Origin of the sequence: Blautia sp. aa_0143 (genome assembly GCF_004167315.1) — a bacterium.
In the GTDB taxonomy this organism is placed as follows: domain Bacteria; phylum Bacillota; class Clostridia; order Lachnospirales; family Lachnospiraceae; genus Blautia_A; species Blautia_A fusiformis.
In genome coordinates, this window is record NZ_RCXU01000025.1 from 24,994 (window position 1) to 49,352 (window position 24,359).

Genomic DNA, 24,359 nt, shown 5'->3' on the forward strand with positions numbered 1-24,359 from the left:
TGTAAATTTCCAGAATAACGTGTAATATTAGACTAGAAAAACGATTTCTTTCAAGGTACGAAAGTGAAAGGAGGAAAAATGAGCGTTCAGTTGCTAGATAAAACTAGAAAAATCAATAAGCTTCTGCATAACAGCAGCTCAAGCAAGGTAGTGTTTAACGACATTTGCCAGGTGCTCATGGAAACCTTAAGTTCCAATATCCTGGTACTCAGTAAGAAAGGTAAGGTTCTGGGAGTCAGTATCTGCCCGGGTGTGGATGAGATCACAGAGCTGATCGATGACAAGATCGGCGGACATATCGACCCGTTATTGAATGAGAGATTTCTTGGTGTTCTTTCCACAAAGGAGAATGTCAATCTCCAGACACTTGGCTTTGAGCATGTACCCGGAAATTATCAGGGAATCGTGAATCCGATCGATATTGCAGGTGAGAGACTGGGAACGTTATTCATGTACCGCAATGATCATCCCTATGATATTGAGGATATTATCGTCAGCGAGTATGGTACAACAGTTGTTGGCCTGGAAATGATGCGTGCGGTTCATGACGAGAACGCAGAAGAAGACAGAAAACAGCAGATCGTTAAATCGGCATTCAGTACACTGTCCTTCTCAGAACTTGAGGCGATCATCCATATTTTTGATGAGCTGGATGGGGATGAGGGTATCCTGGTTGCCAGCAAGATCGCTGACCGTGTAGGTATCACCAGATCCGTGATCGTAAATGCACTGCGTAAATTCGAGAGTGCAGGTGTGATCGAATCCCGTTCATCCGGTATGAAGGGAACTTACATTAAAGTTCTTAATGAAGTGATCTTTGATGAGCTTGAGGAGATAAAAGCACAGAGAAGCAAGAAGGCATAATGTGATCAGCACTGTCAGATGCTTGATATAAGATAAAGAACGTGACAAAAGAGACTTCCCGCTAGCGTGGGAGTCTCTTTTTTGTCTGTTTCATAAAATTAAAATAAATAATGAAATTAAGAAAACAAGAGAAAACAAGAGCATAAAAGAGATAAAACCAGAATAATATAGAAAAACCATATCTTAAAAGGGTTGCGAAAATATGTGAAATTCACTAATATAGCCATAGTGATTAGCACTCGTATAAAGTGAGTGCTAGCAGACGAAGATGAAACTTATAAAGGAGGAACATAGATCATGAAGTTAGTACCTTTAGGCGACAGAGTAGTATTAAAACAGGTTGAAGCAGAAGAGACAACAGCATCCGGAATCGTACTTCCGGGACAGGCACAGGAGAAACCACAGCAGGCAGAAGTTATCGCAGTTGGTCCTGGCGGAGTTGTAAATGGCAAAGAAGTAAAGATGGAAGTAGAAGTCGGAAACACTGTTATTTACTCCAAATATGCAGGAACAGAAGTTAAGATGGATGGTACGGATTACATCATTGTAAAACAGGAAGATATCCTGGCAGTTATTAAATAATATAAACATCTTATCGTATATCAATATAAATAGGAGGTCATTTTATCATGGCAAAAGAAATTAAATATGGCGCAGAAGCAAGAGCAGCACTTGAAGCTGGTGTAAATAAACTTGCAGATACAGTAAGAGTAACACTTGGACCGAAAGGAAGAAACGTAGTACTTGACAAATCTTTCGGTGCTCCGCTTATCACAAACGATGGTGTTTCCATCGCAAAAGAGATCGAGCTTGAGGACGGATTCGAGAACATGGGTGCTCAGATCATCAAGGAAGTTGCATCCAAGACAAACGATGTAGCAGGTGATGGTACTACAACAGCGACTGTACTTGCTCAGGCAATGGTTCATGAGGGAATGAAGAACCTGGCAGCAGGTGCCAACCCGATCATCCTCAGAAAAGGTATGAAAAAAGCAACAGATGTTGCAGTAGAAGCGATCAAGAACATGAGCCAGGCAATCAACGGCAAAGAGCAGATCGCTAACGTAGCAGCAATCTCTGCAAGTGATGAGCAGGTTGGACAGCTTGTTGCTGATGCTATGGAGAAAGTTTCCAAAGACGGTGTTATCACTGTTGAGGAGTCCAAGACCATGCATACAGAGCTTGACCTTGTAGAAGGTATGCAGTTTGACCGTGGATATATTTCCGCATACATGTCCACAGATATGGAGAAAATGGAGGCAACTCTTGATGATCCGTACATCCTGATCACAGACAAGAAGATCAGCAATATCCAGGAGATCCTTCCACTTCTTGAGCAGGTTGTTCAGGCCGGTGCGAAACTTCTCATCATCGCTGAGGATGTTGAGGGTGAGGCCCTTACAACTCTGATCGTCAACAAACTGAGAGGAACCTTCCAGGTAGTAGCTGTAAAAGCTCCTGGCTATGGTGACAGAAGAAAAGAGATGCTTCAGGATATCGCGATCCTGACAGGCGGACAGGTGATCTCCGATGAGCTTGGTCTTGACCTGAAAGAAGCTAAGATGGAGCAGCTTGGACGTGCAAAATCTGTTAAAGTTGCAAAAGAGAACACAGTTATCGTTGATGGTCTCGGTGACAAAGATGCCATTGCAAAACGTGTTGCACAGATCCGTGCGCAGATCGAGGAGACAAAATCCGAGTTTGATAAAGAGAAACTTCAGGAGAGACTTGCAAAACTGGCTGGCGGCGTAGCTGTTATCCGTGTAGGTGCTGCTACTGAGACAGAGATGAAAGAAGCAAAACTTCGTCTTGAGGATGCTCTTGCAGCAACAAGAGCAGCTGTTGAGGAAGGTATCATCGCAGGTGGCGGATCTGCTTACATCCATGCTTCCAAAGAGGTTGCAAAACTTGCAACAACACTTGAAGGAGATGAGAAGACAGGTGCTTATGTGATCCTGAAAGCTCTTGAGGCTCCGCTGTTCCACATCGCTGCAAACGCAGGACTGGAAGGCGCTGTTATTATCAACAAAGTAAGAGAGTCTGAGATCGGTACAGGCTTCGATGCTCTCAATGAGAAATACGTAAACATGGTTGAGAACGGAATCCTTGATCCGGCTAAGGTTACAAGAAGTGCTCTTCAGAATGCTACAAGTGTTGCATCTACACTCCTTACAACAGAGGCTGTAGTTTCCACAATCAAAGAAGATACTCCGGCTCCGGCTGCAAACCCGGGAATGGGAATGATGTAATTATCAGCTGAGCAGGTGAAATAATTAATTCACAAAATGAGAGGGCCTGCGCCATAGACGCGGCTCTCTTTTTGTGTTATAATCAAAAAGTCAGTAAATTACGAAAGGAAGAAACAAATGAGTGACTTATATTCAGAGCTTCTGGTAAAAAAGAAGCAGACAGCGAAAGATCTGGTTGTGAAATACGGTCTGATAGCGCTGACGGTGATCATGGTCCTGGGAGGCCTTGTGCTGAATGTACTTTTGCTGGTACCGGCTATTGCACTTGGTATTGCATGTTATTTTGTAATACCGAAGACAGATCTGGAGTACGAGTATCTGTTTGTTAACGGAGAACTGGACATTGATATGATCATGTCAAAATCAAAAAGGAAAAGAGTGAAATCGCTCCAGCTTGCGGAGGCAGACCTTGTGGCACCATTAAAGTCCCACAGAATGGACTATTATAATGGCAATCAGAAGATGAAAGAGTATGATTTTTCATCAGGAATTGAGGATCATAAACGCTATGCAATGATCATAAGAGACAGTGGAGAAACCTGCAAAGTGATCCTGGAACTGGATGACGCACTTGCAAATACCATGAAAAATTCTGCACCAAGTAAAGTTTTTTTGGATTGACATGAATCTTGTTTTTTGTTACACTAGTTCACAAATTTAAAATATCTTACACAAGGGAGGAAATGCAATGGGTACTATTATTGGTGAAGGCATTACGTTTGATGACGTCCTTCTGGTTCCGGCTTATTCTAAAGTGATTCCGAATCAGGTAGATGTTTCAACGTATTTAACCAAGAAAGTAAAGCTGAATATCCCCATGATGAGTGCGGGAATGGACACAGTTACAGAGCACAGAATGGCAATTGCCATGGCCAGACAGGGTGGTATCGGTATCATCCACAAGAATATGTCCATCGAAGCACAGGCAGAAGAGGTTGATAAGGTTAAACGTTCTGAGAACGGTGTTATTACAGATCCATTTTATCTTTCACCGGAGCATACACTGAAAGATGCCAATGATCTGATGGCGAAATACCGTATTTCCGGTGTTCCGATCACAGAAGGCAGAAAGCTTGTAGGTATTATCACAAACCGTGATCTTAAATTTGAGACAGATTTCAGCAGAAAGATCAAGGAGTGCATGACTTCTGAAGGACTGATCACAGCCAAGGAAGGAATCACACTTGAGGATGCCAAGAAGATCCTTGCGAAATCCCGTAAGGAGAAATTACCCATTGTAGATGACGACTTTAATTTAAAAGGACTCATTACCATCAAGGATATCGAGAAACAGATCAAATATCCGCTTGCAGCCAAGGATGCACAGGGACGTCTTCTCTGTGGTGCGGCAGTTGGTATCACAGCCAATGTACTTGCACGTGTAGATGCACTTGTGAAAGCGAATGTGGATGTAATCGTAATTGATTCCGCACATGGTCATTCTGAGAATATCTTAAAAGCAGTCCGCGAGATCAAGGCTGCATATCCGGAACTTCAGGTTATCGCAGGTAACGTTGCAACAGGAGCAGCTACCAAGGCACTGATCGAAGCTGGTGTAGATGCAGTTAAAGTTGGTATCGGACCTGGATCTATCTGTACCACACGTGTTGTTGCAGGTATCGGTGTACCGCAGGTTACTGCTGTTATGGATTGCTATGAAGTAGCCAACAGCTACGGAATCCCGATCATCGCAGATGGTGGAATCAAGTATTCCGGAGACATCACCAAGGCTATCGCGGCAGGCGCCAATGTCTGCATGATGGGCAGCATGTTTGCTGGATGCGATGAGAGCCCGGGAACATTCGAGCTCTATCAGGGAAGAAAATATAAAGTATACCGTGGAATGGGATCTATTGCAGCTATGGAGAACGGCAGCAAGGATCGTTACTTCCAGGAGAACGCCAAGAAGCTTGTTCCAGAAGGTGTTGAAGGACGTGTTGCATACAAAGGACACGTTGAGGATACCGTATTCCAGTTAATTGGCGGTTTAAGATCCGGTATGGGTTACTGCGGAGCAGAGAACATTGAGAAGCTGAAAACAACAGGCAGATTCATTAAGATCTCCGCTGCATCTCTCAAGGAGTCACATCCACATGACATCCATATCACAAAAGAGGCTCCAAACTACAGTGTAGATGAATAATAAAGGAAAAAAAGGTAAGACCGGTAAAAAGTCACCCAGGCCGTCCCATAGCGGGCGGCCTGTTTCCGTAAAGAAAACTTCCTCCGGGTCTTCCAGAAGAAAAAAGAAGTCTTTGAGAAAAAAGAACCCGATCAAGATCCTGCAGAGGATTGTGCTGATATGTATCATTGTGATCGTTGCTTTTGCTGCGTGTGCGTTAGGATACGCATTTTTTGAGATGCGCATGGAACAGAGTGAAACTCAGTCCGGACAGGAAGAAATATCCGGGAATGCCAGCGGAAATGGCGGACCGGAACAATGGCAGGCAGAAGGAGCACCTTTTATTGATGTGGAGCTTCTGACACCGAATTCCTATTCCAGACCACAGATTTCTATCGAACAGGTAAATTATATAGCCATTCATTATACGGCCAATCCGGGATCTACTGCCGTATCCAACCGGAATTATTTTGAAAATCTTGCGACAACGCAGGACAACAAAGTCAGCAGTCATTTTGTGGTAGGGTTGGAGGGAGAAGTGGTACAATGTATTCCCACTTCGGAAATATCCTATGCCACAAATTCCAGAAATGTAGATACCATATCCATTGAATGCTGCCATCCGGATGAAACAGGGCAGTTTAATACAGCAACCTATGATTCAGCGGTAAAGCTGACAGCGTGGCTTTGTACACGCTTTGGACTGACTTCGGATCAGGTGATCCGTCATTATGATGTCACAGGTAAAGACTGTCCGAAGTATTACGTGGAAAATCCCGATGCATGGATCCAGATGAAATCAGACATTGCAGCACAGATCCAGACAGATTATGCATTACAGGGGAAATAAAGTGTTACTGTTTATTTTGTGAGCAACAAGAAGTCTGGAAAAATAATTTCTGAAAATAGGGGCTTGAAAATTAAGAAGAAGTATTGTAGTATAACAGCAGAAGCTGCATGACTGGCGGAAAGTAGGATTACCTACAGGGAGTGCAGTGAAGTGAGAAGCCGACCGCCTGGGCAGCCTGATAAGGGGTGTCCAGGCGGTTTTTTGTTACCGTTCATATCCTGGGATAAGCCCCGGGCCTTACATTAGACAAGGAGGACTGTGAAAAATGACGACATTTTCACTTGAAAAAGAACTGAAAGAAAATTCCTATCCGGGAAGAGGAATTGTGATCGGACGTTCCGCTGACGGGAAACATGCAGTTACTGCATATTTTATTATGGGAAGAAGCGAGAACAGCAGAAACCGTATTTTTGTTGAGGATGGGGAAGGAATCCGTACACAGGCTTTTGATCCGTCCAAGCTTACAGACCCGAGCCTGATCATTTATGCACCGGTACGTGTCCTTGGAAATAAGACCATCGTAACAAACGGTGATCAGACAGATACGATCTATGAGGGAATGGACAGACAGCTCACCTTTGAACAGTCTCTCCGCAGCAGAGAGTTTGAGCCGGATGCGCCGAACTATACACCTCGTATTTCAGGTGTTCTTCATGTTGAAGACGGTAAATTCAATTATGCGATGTCTATTTTAAAGAGCAATAACGGAAATCCGGATTCCTGTCTTCGTTATACATTTGCCTATGAGAATGCGGCGGCAGGACAGGGACGTTTTATCCATACTTATAAATGCGATGGAAATCCACTTCCAAGTTTCGAGGGAGAGCCGAAGCTGGTAGAGATCCCAAGCGATATTGATGAGTTTACGGATCTCCTCTGGAAGAGCCTGAACCAGGATAATAAAGTTTCTCTCTTTGTTCGTTTTATTGACATTGAGACAGGAAAATATGAATCCAGGATCGTAAACAAGAATAAATAAGAAAATAGGGATATCACAGAGAACGGAGGAGCTTTTTCATGAAAGAATTACAGTTAAAATACGGATGTAACCCAAATCAGAAACCATCAAAGATCTATATGGCAGATGGAAGTGAGCTTCCGATCCAGGTACTCTCCGGAAGACCAGGATACATCAACTTCCTGGATGCCTTTAATGGCTGGCAGCTGGTACGTGACCTTAAGAAAGCAACCGGACTTCCGGCAGCAACTTCATTTAAGCATGTATCTCCGGCAGGTGCTTCCATCGGACTTCCGCTGAATGAGACACTGGCAAAGATCTACTGGGTAGATGATATGGACTGGAAGAATTTTTCCCCGCTTGCATGTGCGTATGCAAGAGCAAGAGGTGCAGATCGTATGTCATCATTTGGTGATTTTATTTCTCTTTCTGATGTCTGCGACAAAGATACCGCAATGCTGATCAAGAGAGAGGTTTCTGATGGTGTGATCGCACCAGGATATACAGAGGAGGCTCTTGAAATTCTGAAGCAGAAGAAAAAAGGCAATTACAATGTGATCCAGATCGATGAAAACTATGTTCCAGAACCTTTGGAGCACAAACAGGTATTTGGAGTCACCTTTGAGCAGGGCCGCCAGGAGCTGGCAATTGATGATGCGCTGATCTCCAATATTGTAACAGAGAATAAAGAGCTTACGGAAGAAGCCAAGAGAGATATGAAGGTTTCTCTGATCATCCTGAAATATACACAGTCCAATTCTGTATGCTTTGTTAAGGACGGACAGGCTATCGGCGTTGGTGCAGGACAGCAGTCCCGTGTACATTGTACACGCCTTGCAGGTCAGAAGGCAGATAACTGGTATCTCCGTCAGTGTCCGAAAGTACTGGAGCTTCCGTTTAAAGACACGATCACACGTGCGGAGAGAGATAATGCCATTGATGTTTACATTGGTGAGGAATATATGGATGTCCTTGCAGATGGTGCATGGGAAAAGACATTCACAGAGAAGCCGGAAGTGTTCACAAAAGAAGAGAAGAGAGCATGGCTGGATGGTCTTACCGGCGTGACACTGGGATCCGATGCATTCTTCCCATTCAGTGATAATATCGAGCGCGCATATAAGAGCGGTGTAAAATATATTGCAGAGCCGGGTGGATCTGTACGTGATGACGCAGTTATCGATACATGTAATAAGTATGGAATGGTGATGGCATTTACAGGAATCCGCCTTTTCCACCACTAAAAGATGCATGCCTTGGCCATGATATGCAGCTGAAATAAAAGATAAAAAATATAAAGTCCCGAATCTGAATTTCTGGAAAAAAGAGATCAGACCCGGGACTTTTTGATCGAAAAAGGATAGTTTTAAAAATAAAAAAGAACTCTGAAAAACTCAGAGTTCTGAAGAGCGATAGACGGGGCTCGAACCCGCGGTCTCGACCTTGGCAAGGTCGCGCGTTACCAACTACGCCACTATCGCATATGTCTTATCGTTTCAAGTGTTTCCCTCAGCGACAAGACATATATTAGCATAGATTTTATATTCTGTCAAATGTTTTTTGGAATTTTTTTGAAATTATACACAACATATAAAGTTTATTCCAGACGTCTGAAATAGAACTTGTATATGACAATATTTCGGTGGTTTATGAGTTATTGTCTAAGTGGTAATAGCGCAAAACATGATCCGGATAGTATTGGTCACCATAGTCCCATGGACCGGCAGGATCATGAAGGGGATCATCTTCATCACGTTGTGTGCCGCCGCTTGCCATCTGAGCAAAGGCCTGAGCACTTTGGGCCGTCCACACAGTCTGACCGTTTTCTTCCAGATAAGCAAAATAGGAATCGGCTCCGAAATTGTATGCCTGCAGAGCCAGACGGATTTTGGAAAGATCAGTCGGACCGGTACAGACGGCCTTTTCCAGAGCATATTTCAGTTCCTGGATGCCACAGGAAATAGAGTAAGAAGGATCTGTGATACCATTGGGCTGCTGAGGATATCTGGTGTTGTAGGCTCCTTCTGAGGACTGCATGGGATCGGTACCCTGTCCGGAGCTTTCCTGCATCATCACAGCCAGGATCAGGTCTACATAGTCGGACATATCATATTGTGCTGCTTCGCTGGAAACCTCATCGCGATAAGCTTCACAGGCTGCATTGATCTGATGGGTTTCCTTCTGCCTGCCGGAAAATTTGGAAAAACGCAGAAGGATACAGCCCACGATCAGCAGAAAAAGACATGTCAGAAAGATCTTCTGCCTTCGCACCTGCTGTACACGGAGTTTGTGGCGCTGTTTTTTAGTAAGGGTTGGTTTCTTGTGTTTTGTATTCATATAAGTATTGTATCCGTTATGGATAGATTTGACCAGTTAAAAAATATGATCTTTTTGTTAAAAATTTCTGAAGACTGTCCTGTGAAATTGCAAAATATGATCTGATATGCTATGATAGTCGGGACAAACCGTAGAATGCCGGAAGAAAGGAGGCAAGATTTCATGCGAAAAAAGCTTCTGGCAATTATTTTATGTGCTTCTATGCTTTTCCCTGCATCCGTATCAGCAGAGGTACTGGGATATGAAGCAACACTGGATACATATACAAAGGAGAAAAAAACACCTCAGCAGTTTCAGATCGATGATGGGGCGGGAAATACAGTAAATGTTTTGGCGAAGAGTGATACGCTTTATGTTACAGCGAAAAATACGGAAATCCGGTCCAATCCGGGAGACAGTGGTACAGAGCTGCGTTCTGTGATCCTGGGAACGAAACTTGAAAGAATTGCAGTCTGTGACAATGGCTGGAGCAAGGTGACCTTCCAAAAGAAAGGTGAGGACAAGATCATCGGTTATGTTTCGGACAGCGTGCTCAGTGATACGGAGATCGTAAATAAATTTACAGATACAGTTACAGCGGCACAGGACAGTGATATCCTGGATTATCCCGGCAAGAAGGACGGAGAGGTTGTAGGAGAGGTCCTTCAGGATGATGAGCTGAAAAGAACAGGTACGGTAGATGCTATCTGGAGCAGGATCGTTTACACAGATGACAGTGGTTCAGATCACGTCGGCTATATTCCGACCAGCTGCCTGGAAGGTTATCAGGCTACGGAAGTGGCCAAGGCAGAGCAGGAAAAGAATACAAAAGCAGGATCCCTTACTAAGAGTTCCGGGGAGGGCGTTTTTGCGGATGCGGTAGATGGTGTAACTTCCACAGGTGGTTCCGGAAGTACCGCATCTGGCGTACAGATCGGAACGCCGGTATCAGTATCTTCTGACGCGACACTGAAACCACTGGGAACATTCCGGATCACGCATTATTGTCCGTGCAGCATCTGTTGCGGACCATGGGCGAATGGAATTACTTCCACAGGAGTAACGGCCACTACCAACCGTACGATCGCAGTGGATCCGAGTCAGATCCCATACGGTTCCAAAGTAGTGATCAATGGACAGGTTTATGTTGCAGAGGACTGCGGAGGAGCGATCCGGACCAATTGCATTGATGTATATGTGGCAACACACTCCGAAGCAGAGCAGAAGGGCGTGTTTTATACAGAAGTTTATTTGCTTCAGTGATCAGAAAAAGACTGCTGTAGATTCCACAAGGGATTTGCAGCAGTTTTTTGTATAAAAAAACTCTGACCAGCAGAGGCTATTCTGCGATCAGAGTAAAAAAATAATGCCCAGAGCCGGAATCGAACCAGCGACACGAGGATTTTCAGTCCTCTGCTCTACCAACTGAGCTATCTGGACATGTCTCTTTCGAGTACTTTGTTACTTTAACACATTTATGTAGAGAATGCAAGGAAAAAATAAAAAAAGCAGATGTTTTTCTGAAAAATCTGATTTTCAAAAAAACATCTGCAATATTATGGCTACAGATTTATCTGGCAGCAAGATAGATTTTTTCCATATCTTTCATGTTCAGCTGTTTGAACACACCGATGGTACGGGTGTCTTCAAAGCTGCATTTAAACGCCAGATCATGAATCTCCTTTTCTGTAAGATCAAGACCAAGCTCATGAAGGCTGGTAGGCATCTGGATGGAACGGAAATAGTCTTCCATGGCTTCTATGCCGGCAAGAGCAGTTTTGTTGAAGTCGGTACTGCAGGGAATGTCAAAGATATTGACTGCAAACTGGGCAAAGCGTTCCGGATTTGCATCATAAACGTAACGTGCCCAGCTTCCCCACAAAGCGGCAAGACCGGCTCCGTGAGCCACATCGTAGGTGCCGCCCAGTTCATGCTCCAGCTGGTGACAGGCCCAGTCACCACCGCCGGTTCCGCAGCCGGTAAGTCCATTGTGGGAAAGACTGCCGGCCCACATGATCTCTGCCCGTGCAGTATAATTATCCGTCTCCTTCATCAGGATCCGGGAGTTATAGATCACGGTCTGCATCAGAGATTCGCTGATACTGTCGGTGATCTCCATGGTTTCGATATTTACAAAGTACCGTTCCATAGTATGCATCAGGATATCCACACAGCCGCTTTCGGTCTGATATTGCGGCAGGGTATAGGTGAGGCGGGGATTTAAAATAGCAAAACGTGGGCGGCACAGATCGTTGCGGGCACTACTTCGTTTCAGCCAGCCCTCTTCATTGGTGATCACACAGGATCCGCTCATTTCACTTCCGGAAGCTGCGATCGTCAGGATAACGCCTACAGGAAGACAGGCTTTTGGGGTTTCGGTGCGGAGAAAAAAGTTCCATACATCTGTATCCGGATTGGCAAGTCCATAGCCGATGGCCTTGCAGGAATCAATAACGCTGCCACCGCCAACAGCCAAAAGAAAATCAACCTGTTCTTTGCGGCAAAGCTCAATACCTTCACGTACCTTGGAGAGACGGGGATTGGGAACCACACCGCCAAGAGTGACATAGGAAATTCCAGCTTCATCCAGAGAAGATCGGATCTCATCGATCAGACCGGAGCTTACTGCACTGTGGCTGCCATAATGGATCAGTACTTTGCTGCAGTTCTGCTCTTTTAGAACAGTGCCGATCTTAAGGTGTGTATCTTTTCCGAAAATAACCCGGGTAGGGGTAAAATATTCAAAATTTCTCATAGAGATTAGGCTCCTTTTTATGATTCATGATCTATTGATAAATATAAGGAATCTGTTTCCTTACAGGTCAAGCAGATATTTATGATCCCGCAGGGGTATCATCTTGATTCATTTAATTGGTTTAAAGTCGTTATAATAATAGCATAGAAGAGAAACAGACGCAAATAAAAGCTATTGAAAAAAAGGTGTAATTTTGGGGGAATGTGATATAATGACTTCTGTGAAGGAAAAGTGACCTGATCACAGAAACAGACCAATGCGAAGCGTATATTATAGAACAGATCCAAACGAAGAAGAAAGCAGGTGTCTGAAATGGAGAATATCATTATCATAGGAGCAGGTCCGGCCGGGATCTCGGCAGCACTTTATGCGGCAAGAGGAAATATGGATCCGCTGATCATAAATACAGGAATCGGTTCACTGGAAAAAGCGGAGAAGATCGAGAACTATTACGGACTGGAGCAGCCGCTGTCCGGCAGAGAACTTTTCGAAAGAGGTCTTGCCCAGGCAAGAGCACTTGGAGTACGGATCTTGGATGCCCAGGTTGTGGGAATGGGTGGTTTTGATACTTTTGAGGTGAAAACTACCGCAGGAGATTTTGAGGCACGCAGCGTGATCCTGGCAACCGGAAGCAGGAGAGCTTCTGCCAGGATTCCGGGAGTAAAGGAATTTGAGGGAAAAGGTGTCAGCTACTGCGCAGTATGTGACGCATTTTTTTACAGAGGAAAAGAAGTGGCAGTGCTTGGAAACAGTGATTTTGCTCTTCATGAAGCAGAAGAACTTTCTCATACCGCTTCCCGTGTGACGATCTTTACAGATGGAAAGAAACCGGAATTTTCAAGAGAAAATCCGCTTCCGGTTAACACCATGAAGATCCAGGCGATCGAAGGGGATGAGCGTGTTTCCGGCATCCGCCTGAAAAGTGATGTGTCCATGCAGGAAGCAGGTACCGGAGCAGATTCTTTTGTGCCGGCAGAGGGAGTCTTTGTAGCACTTGGTACAGCCGGAAGCTCGGAGATGGCCCGCCAGATCGGAGCGGAATTGAATGAAAAAGGAAATATCCGGGTCAATGAAGAGATGGAGACTACAGTTCCGGGACTGTATGCAGCAGGTGATTGCACCGGTGGACTTCTCCAGGTGGCAAAAGCTGTTCATGACGGTGCCCAGGCAGGACTTTCCGCCTGTCAGTATGTGCGGAAGCTTCTGAAGGCGTAAGCATAAGCTGATACTAAAAATAAATACAGGATCAAGGAGGAATTTTATCATGGCAAAAGTTTTTACAACAGACAATTTTGAAACTGAGGTATTAAAGGCAGAAAAGCCGGTACTGGTAGATTTTTGGGCAACCTGGTGCGGACCATGCAGACGTCAGGCTCCGGTCGTGGAAGAGCTTGCAGAAGCCGGATATGAGGTTGGCAAGGTTGACGTAGACAAAGAGCCATCACTGGCACAGCAGTACAAGATCATGAGTATCCCCACACTGCTGGTATTCAAAGAAGGAAAAGAGACCGCACGTTTTGTGGGACTGACATCAAAGACAGAGCTTGAGGCAGCGCTTCAGTAACCAAAACAGAAAACAGAAAAAACAGATACAGCTCTGGGAACCGAAATGGTTTCCGGAGCATTGTTGGTTTACTGAAAATTTTAGACAAGGGTTAATAAAAATATGGATGAGAAAATAATAAAAAAGAATGCAGTGCCTGTGATCGCGGCAATGATCACAGCGCTGGCCTTTTCTTTTACGGGCCTTCCAATGGATGGAAATACTTCTGTAGAGAAAATGAGCGATGTTTATAATGGATTGGGATGCACGAGCTTGCTTGCATGGATCCTGCTTCTTATTTTATACGTGAAAGGATGGGAGGGCTACCGGAAATACAGAAACTGGCAGGCACATGTTTTGGCAGTGATCTTTTCGGCGGGAATGCTTCTTGGAACTTCTTATTTTACAAATGGAAACTGGGATTTTCTGTTTGGCGCAAAGAAACAGATCCTGATCTCAGCCGGATGTTTTATAGGATTTTATATTATCTGTGATATGGGAATCACTTATTTTTGGAGGATTCCTGAGATGGAGTTTTTCCGAAAGGCCTGTGGGCGTATCCCGGCCAGAGAGGAAGAAGTAATGTGGTTCCGCCTGGCAAAGATATCTATGATCATTGGATGGACACCGTTTATCCTGGCATTTCTCCCAGGTTCGATCCCGGCAGATGGATTTCGGCAGCTGGATGTATTTTTGGGAGCTATGCCGCTGGACAATCATCATCCATGGGTCCTGACGATGATCATGGGTGGACTGCTGACACTTGGAAAAACTATCTGGTGTTATAATTTTGGAGTATTTTTGATCGTCATTGTGTTTACTTCTGTGGAAATCTGGTGTTACAGTGCGGTAGTCCGCTATCTGTACAGATGGAAGGCTCCAAAATGGATACTTTTTGGTACTGTTCTGCTGTTTGCATTTGTTCCCATATTTGGAAGCTATGCCCAGGCAGTGATCAAAGACGGATTGTATACGGCAGTCATTACTTTGTATTTTGCAGTGTATATAGATATTTGTCATTCCTTTTCCAAGAGAAAGGCAGTATATTTATTTCTTCTGGGAATCAGTGTTTGTCTTACCCGAAATAATGGCATTCATCTGGTCCTGCCTTCTTTGATCCTTTTGTTTTTCTTCCTGGTAAAGGGTGCGAGGAAATATGCATTTATTGTGGCTGTCTGTGTTTTTGCCTGCTATCTGGGCGTAGAAAAGGGGGCAGCACCTGCCCTTGGCGTGGCACCTGGATCCCGATGTGAAATGCTTTCGGTACCGTTTCAGCAGACTGCCCGATATCTGAGAGAATATCCGGATGATGTAACCGCAAGTGAGAAGAAAGCGATAAACAGGATCCTGGATTATGATGTTCTTGCCGAGAAGTATAATCCGGAACTGTCGGATCCTGTGAAAATTACATTTAGGTTCAGAGATGATGATAATGATCCTAAATTGGATGGATACATGAAAGATTATTTTAAAGCCTGGTTTGCCATGTTCCGTCGTCATCCGGGAGTATATGTCCAGGCGACATTGAATAACACCTACAGCTATAATGATCCGTTCCATATGGGAAGAGGACAGCAGGGCGTGTACCGGTTTTACATAGATAAACTGTATCAGAAAAAATCCGGGATCGATGTCAGCTATGTGGGCCCAAAAAAGATCCAGTATCTATTCAGGCTTTATGATGAATTATGGATGCGTGCACCTGGGCTGGGACTTATCTTAAGTGCAGGAACGTATACCTGGCTTACTCTGTTGCTGATGGGATATCTTCTGGTGAAGAAGCAATGGAAAAAACTCCTGATCTTTGCCATACCTGTGCTGAATATACTGATATGTCTTGTGTCTCCTGTAAATGGGATGATCCGTTATATGTGGCCGGTAATGACTATTATGCCGATGCTGTTCTGGTGGATCTTGCAGCCGGCACCTAAAACATCTTCAAATTAAAAAGTATTCATCATTTCATAAAGACGTCTTTTATCCAGAATGCGGATCGATCCCCGTGAGATCTGGATAGAGCCGTCTTTATTCATTTTTTTAAGGCTGCGGCTGACAGCTTCTCTGGCACTCCCGATGGAGCGGGCGATGGCTTCCTGTGTGAGAGTGAGCTCATCGGAACCGGTATCTGCAGCTTCATCCAGAAGAAAGGCTGCGATTCTCTGAGTCAGAGTCATAAAAAATGTCCGTTCGATTCCTGCGATCACATCTGAGAAATGTTCAGTTGTCCGTTTGTAGATGAAATTTTCCAGATAGATATTGTTTTTCATCAGCCGGGAAAAAGGAACTGCCGGAAGCAGAAGCAGATCACAATCTGTTTCTGCATCGATCTGTACATCAAATGTAATGGCAGAAAGCATGCAGGAGGCGGAAAGAGTGCAGATGTCACTGTCCTTTAAACGGTACAGGGTTGCCTCTTTTCCCTGAGCGGACAGTAGATAAACACGGAGAACTCCCTTCAGAAGAAAAAGAGTTCCTAGGCACTGGCGCTCTTCAGACTGTATGGCAGCACCTGCCGGGTAATGAAGCTCGCGAATGTTATCAAGAAGAAAATTCCGATCTTCTTCCGTCATATGTTCCCAGAAGGGAAACGCCTGAAAATAATTCAGACAGCTGTTTCGATCCATAAAAAGATTACTCCTTTATAAAAATATATAGTACTCATTTTAACGCTGTTTGGATGGAAATACAACAAAAACGGCATTTTTGCGGCAGGAGGGAAATCCCTGTTTGTTACTGTTCACTCCGTTCTCAGCAACACGCTTCGCGATGCACAGAATTTATGCTGATCGCATAAATTCGCGCGGTATGTCTCGGGTTTTCTGTGACCTTCGCTCACAAAAAACACCTCGCGGAATATTACCAGTGAACAGTAACCCCTGTTTTTCTATTTACATCCGGTGGCGGGAACGTTATAATCATAAAGCGAAAAGGATCAACAGAGAAATAATGAAAACTGCCGGGGAAAGAAATTATCCGACAGAAGTTAGGAGAATATAAAATTTGAAAATCTTACTTGCAGCATGCAATGCAAAATATATCCATTCCAATCTTGCGGTATATAACCTGAAATCCTGTTCCGGAGAATACAGCTCCAGGGTTGTGGTCAAAGAGTATACGATCAATCAGATCAGGGATGACATTTTAAAAGATATTTATCTGGAGCAACCGGATGTGGTCTGCTTTTCCTGCTATATCTGGAATATTTCTTTTGTCAGGGAGCTGGTGCCGGATCTTAAGAAAATCCTTCCACAGGTGGAGTTTTGGGCAGGAGGCCCGGAGGTATCCTACGATGCGGTGGAATTTCTGAAAAAGAATCCTGCGTTTTTTGGAGTGATGGTGGGAGAAGGAGAGGAAACCTTCCATGAACTGGCAGGTTATTATATAGAAAGAAAACCGGAAACTTTGAGCGGGATCCGCGGAGTGGCTTTTCGTGATGAAAACAAAGGCAGGGATATTGTACACACGGGCTGGCGGGAATTGATGGATTTAAGTAAAGTTCCGTTTGCATACAGCAATCTTACAGAGTTTAAAAACCGCATTATTTATTATGAGAGCAGCAGGGGATGCCCCTTTTCCTGCAGTTACTGCCTTTCTTCCATAGATAAGAAGCTTCGGTTCCGTGATATTGAGCTTGTAAAAAAGGAATTGCAGTTTTTTATTGATAATAAAGTTCCTCAGGTCAAATTTGTGGATCGTACCTTCAACTGCAAGCATGACCATGCCATGGAGATCTGGAGGTATATTACGGAGAATGATAACGGAATCACCAATTTTCATTTTGAGATTTCAGCAGATCTTCTCCGTGCGGAGGAGCTGGCGCTGATGAAAACCATGCGTCCGGGACTGATCCAGCTGGAGATTGGTGTACAGTCCACCAATCCTCAGACCATCAAAGCCATTCGGAGAACCATGGATTTTGAAAAGCTGAAAGGGATTGTAGAGCAGATCCACAGCTTTGGAAATATCCACCAGCATCTGGATCTGATCGCAGGACTTCCCTATGAGGGATACGACAGCTTCCACAAGTCCTTCTGCGATGTTTACGCACTGCGTCCGGAACAGTTTCAGCTTGGTTTTCTGAAGGTGCTGAAGGGTTCACACATGATGGAAATGACAGGGGAATATCAGATTCTTTACAAGGATCGGGAACCCTATGAGGTACTTTCCACAGCCTGGATGACCTACGGGGAGATTTTAAGGCTGAAAATGGTGGAAAGTATGGTGGAAGTGTATTATAATAGTGGGCAGTTCAAAAATACCCTTGTATTTCTGGAGAAGTATTTTGACGATCCTTTCCGGATGTATGAGGCACTTGGCAGATTTTATGAGAAAAAAGGATACTCGGAGATCTCTCATTCCAGGATGAGGCGCTATGAGATCCTTATGGAGTTTGCCGGAGAACAGAAAGAGATCCCGTCGGAAGCACTTTCCGATGTAATGCTCCTGGATCTTTATCTTCGAGAGAATTTAAAGAGCAGGCCATCCTTTGCTTCAGACCAGAAGCCGTATGAGCGGCTGATCTGGGATTACCGGAAAGCGAAAAAAATCCCGAAAACCGCCCATATCGAGGTGTTCCGGGATGGAAAGAAGCTTCTTTTTGATTATACAGACAGGGATCCTTTGACCAACAATGCGCAATTAACGGATATTACAGATGAGGTGAATGATAATTATGGGAATGTTTGATCCGAAAAAAAGAAAAGTGATCACAGCGATCATCGCAGTTATTCTGGTACTGGCAATGGTAGTTCCGACAGTGCTTTCGCTTATCCTTTATTAAGGCGGCAGTTATGAAACTTGGAAAAAAAGCACTGGAGGCGCTTCAGGCAGAGATAGACGGACGGCTTATGCCGGGAGACGAGCTGATCGTGGCAGGCCCTGTGGCAGCAGAAGGAACTGCATGGATCACAAAGAATTATTATGACAGGCTGCGGGAGTTTTTTGCAGAACGGTTTCTCGAGGATGCTGTAAAGCTTCCTGAGGTTTACGGAACAGGAACAGAGAATGATAAAATTTGGAAAATGGCGGAAGAATCCGGAGCCAGTGCCCGATATCGGATGGGAGAAGGCGGCTTTCTTGCTGCCCTCTGGAAAATGGCGGAGGCATCCGGAGTAGGTCTTAGTGCAGATCTTCGAAGTGTGCCCATCCGACAGGAAACCATAGAGATCTGTGAGATCTTTGATGTGAATCCGTACAAGCTGCTTTCCGGCGGAAGTATTCTTATGGGAATCCATGGCGGTGATGCGTTTGTGCAGCAGTTGCGGCGAGAGGGGATCATGGCAGCAGTGATCGGGCAGACCGATTCCGGAAATAACAGGCTTCTTTACAGCGGCGGAAATGCCAGATATCTGGAACGCCCGGCAGAAGATGAGACCAAAAAGCTTGGCTTTTTGATCTCATGAGCAAGCAGCGAAGCGGATTGCGAATGCATATTTTGTATATTTAATGCTATGTAGAAAAGAGGAAAAATAAATGGGAGTTTTGAACATTGTGCTCCATGAGCCGGAAATTCCGGCAAATACAGGAAATATCGGAAGAACCTGTGTGGCAACAGGAACCAGGCTGCATCTGATCGAACCGCTTGGTTTTCGCCTGAATGAAAAGGCCATCAAGCGTGCAGGTATGGATTATTGGGAACATCTGGATGTGACCAGATATCTGGACTATGAGGATTTTCTCAAAAAGAATCCGGGAGCAAAGATTTATTACGCAACCACCAAGGCACCTCAGACTTATACAGATGTGCAGTATGAGGATGACTGTTTCATTATGTTTGGCAAGGAGAGTGCGGGAATCCCGGAGGATATCCTGGTAAACAATCAGGAAACCTGCGTGCGGATCCCGATGATCGGAGATATCCGTTCCCTGAATTTAAGCAATTCAGTTGCCATTGTGCTTTATGAGGCGCTGCGACAGCATAATTTTACGCATATGAATCTGGAAGGCCATCTGAGAAATTACGACTGGAAATAAGCCTGCAAAGAGTAAATAAAAACCTCTGATCCGGAAATACTGTAGGAGATATTGAGAGATATTTCTTTTACAGCCTTCCGGATCAGAGGTTTTTTGATGTTTTATTTTGCTTTTTCCAGTGTAAAGATAAATTCTGTTCCAACACCTACGGTGCTGATCACATTGATATTCTGCTTATGAGCGTTGATGATCTCTTTTACAATGGCAAGGCCAAGCCCGGTACCCTTGCGGTCTTTTCCACGGGAGGCATCGATCTTATAGAAACGATCCCAGATCCTGGAAAGACTTTCCTTTGGAATTCCGCTTCCATGGTCTTTGACTGAGACAAAAACCTTGCCATGATTGACTGTGGTTTCCAGTGTGATAGAAGAATTGTCGTTGCTGAATTTTACTGCATTGTCCAATAAATTGTATAGTACCTGCTGGATCTGTTCCATATCTGCACGGACAAAAAGCTCTTTTCCCGCAAGGAGGAGCTCCAGACGGATGTTTCGTTCCGAACAGGTTCCCTCAAAGGTGGCGGCTGTGGTACGGATTGTTTCATTGATATCAAAACGCCGCATATGCATCATACGCTTTTTGACATCCAGTTCGTTTAAGGTAAGGAGACTTCGAGTAAGCTTCTCCAGACGGGTGGATTCAAAAGCAATGACTTTCAGATAACGTTCCTGCATTTCCGGTGGGATGGTACCGTCCAGCATGGCTTCCACATAGCCTTTGATGGAGGTCAGAGGCGAGCGGAAATCATGGGACACATTGGAAATGAATTGTCGTTGATACTCTCCGTTTTTGTTCAGCTTGTCTGCCATGTAATTCAGGGAGTGGGAAAGATATCCCATCTCATCTTCAGAATCTACTGGGATCGTGTAGGTAAGATTTCCGTTGGCAAATTCCAGGGCACCCTTTAAGATTTCTTTCAGAGGTTTGTGGACCCTGTAAAAATAGATCAGAAGAAAACTGAAAAAAAGTGCATAGATCACAATAAAGATCAGGATCATAACCTCTACGATATTGCTGCGGCTTTCGTAGAGGTTTTTCATAGGGTAGTGGATCACCAGATAACCAGTCACCAGATCCGTATCTTTTATGGGAACGACTGTGCTTAGCTGTGGGGTTTTTAATGTCCCGTAAAACGTACCGGAGGAATAGCAGGTATCTTCGTAATCTTCCGGTCGGAAGTTCCTGACGGTGATATCACCGGAATCAGAGGACTGCTGGTTTGTGTTTATCAGAACGTTCCCATCTGTATCCATAACCCAGAAATCTGCATTTTGAAAGGCTGCTGCAGAGGAAAGAGCCAGGGTGAGGGATTCGTTTTTGGGGTTTTTTACAGCCTGACGAAGTTCATTTTTGGAAACCAGCTGGCTGGCAGTGCGGTAAAGGGACTCTCCGGTAGAGCGCTCCAGCCTTTTTTCTACCAGGTAGGAGCCACCGGAGGAAAGCAGCAGAAAGCAGATTCCGCCCAGCATAAAGTACAGGATCAGCAGTTTAGTATAAAGATGCTGTTTCATGAATCCTTTACCTCAAATTTGTAACCGATTCCCCAGACTGTGGAAAGAGCCCAGTTTGGGTTATCCTTGATCTTCTCACGTAGACGTTTGATGTGAACGTCTACGGTTCTGGTATCGCCAATGTATTCATAGCCCCAGATGTGATCCAGAAGCTGTTCTCTTGTGAAAACCTGATTGGGAGAAGCTGCCAGGAAATAGAGAAGCTCCAGCTCCTTTGGCGGCATATCGATCTGGTGTCCCATATAAGTTACAGAATAGTTGGTCAGGTTGATCACCAGATCCGGATAGGAAACACATTTTTCCTTTGGCGCGGCAGACGGAGATTTTACATGAAATCTGCGCAGTACCGCACGGACACGTGCCACCAGCTCTTTGGAGTCAAAAGGCTTGATGATGTAATCATCTGCTCCAAGTTCCAGTCCCAGGACTTTGTCAAAGGTTTCTCCCTTGGCGGAAAGCATAATGATCGGTATATCGGAGGTGTGACGGATCTCACGGCATACCTGGTATCCGTCAATGCCCGGAAGCATGAGATCCAGAAGGATCAGATCCGGATGAAAAATATGGAACTGCTTCAGGGCTTCCTCGCCGTCATTTACGATCTTAGTCTCAAAGCATTCTTTTGTGAGATAGAGAGCAACCAGCTCTGCAATGTTGTTGTCATCGTCAACAATGAGGATTTTCTGTTTTGTAGCCATGGCTTCAGCTCCTTTTTATTTCTTGAATTCTACAATGGTCACGCCGGCATCGCCTTCTCCGAATTCGCCGAGACGGAAGGAAGCTACGTGCTTTTGACGCTTCAGGTAATTGTGGACACCTTTGCGGAGGGCACCGGTACCTTTTCCGTGAACGATACGGACGGATTTCATGTGTGCGATATAGGCGTCATCCAGATATTTATCCAGCTCTGCAACTGCCTCATCTACGGTTTTTCCCAGAAGATTGATCTCTGTGGAAATGCTGGCTGCCTTGGACATACGGATCTTTCCGGCGCCGGTACGCTGCATGGACGGAGTGGTGATCACCGGCTCGTCCACAAGCTCCAGATCGGAGATATGAACCTTGGAACGGATGATACCCATCTGCACAAAGAGATATCCTCTGGAATCCGGATGACTGGAAACTGTTCCTTTCAGATTCAGGCTGAGCACCTTTACGGTATCGCCAAGAGAAAGATCGGATGGCTTCAGCTGTTTCTTTGGCTTTTGCTTCTGCTGTCTGGAAGACATTCCATTTTCGGCTTTTGACATACGTTTTTTCAGGTTCTGGCGTTCTTTTTCCACGGAAGCGGTATCTATGTGATCCTTCTGGAATTTATGGAAAAGCTTCATGGTCTGATCTGCGTATTCCTTGGTATCGCGGAGAATCGCATGTGCCTGTTCATTGGCTTCTCTGAGAATCCGCTCTTTACGTTCATCCAGTTTTTCTTCTTTTTCCTGAAGGGATTTTTTCAGCTCTTCTACCTGCTCTTTGTAACGGGCAATTTCAGCACGCTCGTTTTCGATGGTGACACGGCTCTGCTCCAGGGATGTCAGAACATCTTCAAAAGATTCATCCTGCTCGCTGATCTGTTCCTTTGCTTTGTCGATGATGAAATCCGGAAGCCCCAGCTTGGAAGAAATGGCAAATGCGTTACTTTTTCCCGGAACACCGATCAGAAGGCGGTAGGTCGGACGTAAGGTTTCCACATCGAATTCACAGCAGGCATTTTCCACACCTGGAGTGGAGAGGGCATAGATCTTCAGTTCGCTGTAATGGGTGGTTGCCATGGTACGGATACCCTGCTCGTGAAGATGTGACAGGATCGCAATGGCAAGAGCGGCACCCTCTGTAGGGTCCGTACCTGCACCAAGCTCATCGAAGAGGACCAGGGAATCCTGATCTGCGGATTTCAGGAAGGAAACCACGTTTGTCATATGAGAGGAGAAGGTACTTAAGGACTGTTCAATGCTCTGCTCATCTCCGATATCAGCATAAACCTCGCGGAAAAGTGCAAGTTCGGAACGATCCAGCGCCGGGATATGGAGACCCGACTGTCCCATCATGGTAAGAAGACCTACGGTTTTCAGAGAAACAGTTTTACCACCGGTGTTTGGTCCGGTGACAACCAGGAGGTCAAAATCATCCCCGAGACGGATGTCAATAGGAACGGCTTTTTTCTTATCGATCAGTGGATGACGGGCCTGGCGAAGCCGGATCCGGCCTTCTGTGTTGAAAACAGGTTCACTGGCGTTCATGTCCATGGCAAGTGCGGCACGGGCAAAAATAAAGTCCAGCTGTACCATGATGGAAAGATCTGCGTGAATAGCCTCCAGCTCAGCAGCTACCTGCTGGCTTAAGGATGCAAGGATCACTTCGATCTCTTTCTGCTCTTTCAGCTCCAGCTCGCGGATGTCGTTGTTCAGCTTGACAACAGCCATAGGCTCAATGAAAAGAGTGGAACCTGTGGCGGACTGGTCGTGGATCATACCGGGAACCTGGCCTTTATATTCAGCTTTTACCGGGATACAGTAGCGACCGTCGCGCATGGTGATAACGGAATCCTGAAGATAATTCCTGGCACTTCCTGCAACCAGAGAAGAAAGCTGGGTGTGTATCCGGTCGTTGGTGGCTTTGATGCTGCGGCGGATCTGGCGAAGCGTGCTGCTGGCATCGTCGCTGATCTCATCCTCAGAAAGGATACAGCGGCGGATCTCTGTGCTGAGGGGTGTCAGAGGTTCCAGTGCCGCAAACATTCCGTCAAGGGAATCGGTCATTCCGTCATCACGGTCACTTCTGGAATAGGCCTTTACACGACCGGTATTCTCAAGAAGACTGCAGACAGAAAGCAGCTCCGGTGCATTCAGGGCGCTGCCAACAGTAAGACGTTTTAATGTGCCGCGGATGTCCTTGACGCTGCCGAAGGAAATGCCGCCTTTTTTGAACAGGCGTGCAAGGGCATCGTGTGTCTGCAGCTGCATGGACCGGATCTCTTCAATGTCTGTGGAAGGGGTAAGCTTCCGACAGAGATCCTTTCCCATGGGGGAGGATGCCTTGTCTGTGAGCAGATCTATGATTTTATAGTATTCAAGTGCTTTGTATGCTTTTTTGTTCATTGTTGCTATAGTTACTCCTTTTTGTTACTTCTGTTACTTCTGTGCTTTTCTGCGTAACACAGGATATGCAAAAAAACACTTCGTTTCCTATTTTACATGATTTCCATAGCAAAGGAAAGTAAA

At 45.2% G+C, this 24,359-nt stretch carries 21 protein-coding genes, 2 tRNA genes and 1 riboswitch; of the genes, 15 read left to right on the forward strand and 8 right to left on the reverse strand.

Annotated features, from left to right (window positions below; translation table 11 throughout):
- Window positions 1–78: 78 nt before the first annotated feature.
- From codY to EAI83_RS12885, 8 genes are all read left to right on the forward strand, one after another.
- On the forward strand, window positions 79–864 hold the full coding sequence (gene codY, locus EAI83_RS12850; protein WP_015524350.1) for a GTP-sensing pleiotropic transcriptional regulator CodY: 786 nt from the start codon (window positions 79–81) through the stop codon (window positions 862–864).
- A gap of 297 nt (window positions 865–1,161) precedes the next feature.
- Window positions 1,162–1,446, forward strand: coding sequence for a co-chaperone GroES (groES, locus tag EAI83_RS12855; RefSeq protein WP_021651813.1), 285 nt, complete (start codon window positions 1,162–1,164; stop codon window positions 1,444–1,446).
- A gap of 47 nt (window positions 1,447–1,493) precedes the next feature.
- Window positions 1,494–3,113 carry a chaperonin GroEL gene (gene groL / locus EAI83_RS12860; RefSeq protein WP_021975898.1) on the forward strand — a complete coding sequence of 540 codons (1,620 nt, stop codon included), beginning with the start codon at window positions 1,494–1,496 and terminating at the stop codon, window positions 3,111–3,113.
- Window positions 3,114–3,230: 117 nt separating this feature from the next.
- On the forward strand, window positions 3,231–3,734 hold the full coding sequence (locus EAI83_RS12865) for a DUF6106 family protein (protein ID WP_021975899.1): 504 nt from the start codon (window positions 3,231–3,233) through the stop codon (window positions 3,732–3,734).
- A 67-nt stretch (window positions 3,735–3,801) separates the two neighbouring features.
- Window positions 3,802–5,256: an IMP dehydrogenase gene (guaB, locus tag EAI83_RS12870; RefSeq protein WP_021975900.1), complete on the forward strand. Its 1,455-nt coding sequence runs from the start codon at window positions 3,802–3,804 to the stop codon at window positions 5,254–5,256.
- Window positions 5,257–5,368: 112 nt separating this feature from the next.
- A complete protein-coding gene (locus EAI83_RS12875; RefSeq protein WP_243113499.1) occupies window positions 5,369–6,085 on the forward strand; it encodes a peptidoglycan recognition protein family protein in 717 nt (238 codons plus the stop codon).
- A gap of 97 nt (window positions 6,086–6,182) precedes the next feature.
- Window positions 6,183–6,264, forward strand: a riboswitch (ZMP/ZTP riboswitch).
- Between the two features lie 86 nt (window positions 6,265–6,350).
- Window positions 6,351–7,064: an IMP cyclohydrolase gene (locus tag EAI83_RS12880; protein WP_015524355.1), complete on the forward strand. Its 714-nt coding sequence runs from the start codon at window positions 6,351–6,353 to the stop codon at window positions 7,062–7,064.
- 38 nt (window positions 7,065–7,102) lie between these two features.
- Complete coding sequence (locus EAI83_RS12885) at window positions 7,103–8,287, forward strand: phosphoribosylaminoimidazolecarboxamide formyltransferase (protein ID WP_015524356.1); 1,185 nt, start codon at window positions 7,103–7,105, stop codon at window positions 8,285–8,287.
- A gap of 164 nt (window positions 8,288–8,451) precedes the next feature.
- On the opposite strand, the gene EAI83_RS12890 is transcribed toward EAI83_RS12885, so the two are convergent.
- Together EAI83_RS12890 and EAI83_RS12895 are read right to left on the reverse strand one after the other, a co-directional pair.
- A tRNA-Gly gene (locus EAI83_RS12890) sits at window positions 8,452–8,524 on the reverse strand.
- Window positions 8,525–8,690: 166 nt separating this feature from the next.
- Window positions 8,691–9,380 (reverse strand): lysozyme family protein, encoded by a 690-nt coding sequence (locus tag EAI83_RS12895; RefSeq protein WP_044961647.1) that lies wholly within the window; start codon window positions 9,378–9,380, stop codon window positions 8,691–8,693.
- Window positions 9,381–9,542: 162 nt separating this feature from the next.
- On the opposite strand from EAI83_RS12895, the gene EAI83_RS12900 reads away from it, so the two are divergent.
- Window positions 9,543–10,622, forward strand: coding sequence for a 3D domain-containing protein (locus EAI83_RS12900; protein WP_044961645.1), 1,080 nt, complete (start codon window positions 9,543–9,545; stop codon window positions 10,620–10,622).
- 104 nt (window positions 10,623–10,726) lie between these two features.
- On the opposite strand, the gene EAI83_RS12905 is transcribed toward EAI83_RS12900, so the two are convergent.
- Window positions 10,727–10,799: transfer RNA gene (locus EAI83_RS12905), tRNA-Phe, on the reverse strand.
- Window positions 10,800–10,929: 130 nt separating this feature from the next.
- Window positions 10,930–12,114, reverse strand: coding sequence for an iron-containing alcohol dehydrogenase (locus EAI83_RS12910; protein WP_015524359.1), 1,185 nt, complete (start codon window positions 12,112–12,114; stop codon window positions 10,930–10,932).
- Window positions 12,115–12,426: 312 nt separating this feature from the next.
- On the opposite strand from EAI83_RS12910, the gene EAI83_RS12915 reads away from it, so the two are divergent.
- The 3 genes from EAI83_RS12915 to EAI83_RS12925 all read left to right on the forward strand — a co-directional run bounded on the left by EAI83_RS12915 (window position 12,427) and on the right by EAI83_RS12925 (window position 15,604).
- Complete coding sequence (locus tag EAI83_RS12915) at window positions 12,427–13,329, forward strand: NAD(P)/FAD-dependent oxidoreductase (RefSeq protein ID WP_021651805.1); 903 nt, start codon at window positions 12,427–12,429, stop codon at window positions 13,327–13,329.
- Window positions 13,330–13,378: 49 nt separating this feature from the next.
- Entirely contained in the window at window positions 13,379–13,678 is a 300-nt protein-coding gene (gene trxA / locus EAI83_RS12920; protein WP_021651804.1) for a thioredoxin, read from the forward strand.
- Window positions 13,679–13,780: 102 nt separating this feature from the next.
- Window positions 13,781–15,604, forward strand: a complete 1,824-nt coding sequence (locus tag EAI83_RS12925) for a DUF6020 family protein (protein WP_129975639.1) — start codon at window positions 13,781–13,783, stop codon at window positions 15,602–15,604.
- Here EAI83_RS12925 and EAI83_RS12930 read toward each other — a convergent pair.
- Window positions 15,601–16,281, reverse strand: coding sequence for a Crp/Fnr family transcriptional regulator (locus EAI83_RS12930; protein ID WP_022426649.1), 681 nt, complete (start codon window positions 16,279–16,281; stop codon window positions 15,601–15,603). The genes EAI83_RS12925 and EAI83_RS12930 overlap by 4 nt on opposite strands.
- Window positions 16,282–16,657: 376 nt before the next feature.
- Here EAI83_RS12930 and EAI83_RS12935 point away from each other — a divergent pair, with 376 nt between their 5' ends.
- From EAI83_RS12935 to trmL, 3 genes are all read left to right on the forward strand, one after another.
- Window positions 16,658–18,343, forward strand: coding sequence for a B12-binding domain-containing radical SAM protein (locus tag EAI83_RS12935; protein WP_022426650.1), 1,686 nt, complete (start codon window positions 16,658–16,660; stop codon window positions 18,341–18,343).
- Window positions 18,344–18,447: 104 nt separating this feature from the next.
- Window positions 18,448–19,059 carry an AIR synthase-related protein gene (locus EAI83_RS12940; protein WP_022426652.1) on the forward strand — a complete coding sequence of 204 codons (612 nt, stop codon included), beginning with the start codon at window positions 18,448–18,450 and terminating at the stop codon, window positions 19,057–19,059.
- A gap of 70 nt (window positions 19,060–19,129) precedes the next feature.
- Window positions 19,130–19,630, forward strand: a complete 501-nt coding sequence (gene trmL / locus EAI83_RS12945) for a tRNA (uridine(34)/cytosine(34)/5-carboxymethylaminomethyluridine(34)-2'-O)-methyltransferase TrmL (RefSeq protein WP_015524365.1) — start codon at window positions 19,130–19,132, stop codon at window positions 19,628–19,630.
- Window positions 19,631–19,731: 101 nt separating this feature from the next.
- Here the strand turns inward: trmL and EAI83_RS12950 are convergent, their stop codons facing one another.
- Genes EAI83_RS12950 through EAI83_RS12960 form a run of 3 tightly spaced genes read right to left on the reverse strand, consistent with a single transcriptional unit; the run spans window position 19,732 to window position 24,236 of the window.
- A complete protein-coding gene (locus tag EAI83_RS12950) occupies window positions 19,732–21,141 on the reverse strand; it encodes a sensor histidine kinase (RefSeq protein WP_022426653.1) in 1,410 nt (469 codons plus the stop codon).
- Window positions 21,138–21,839 (reverse strand): response regulator transcription factor, encoded by a 702-nt coding sequence (locus EAI83_RS12955; protein WP_022426654.1) that lies wholly within the window; start codon window positions 21,837–21,839, stop codon window positions 21,138–21,140. Before EAI83_RS12955 ends, EAI83_RS12950 begins: the two co-directional genes overlap by 4 nt.
- 15 nt (window positions 21,840–21,854) lie before the next feature.
- Complete coding sequence (locus EAI83_RS12960) at window positions 21,855–24,236, reverse strand: endonuclease MutS2 (protein WP_129975641.1); 2,382 nt, start codon at window positions 24,234–24,236, stop codon at window positions 21,855–21,857.
- Between the last annotated feature and the right edge of the window lie 123 nt (window positions 24,237–24,359).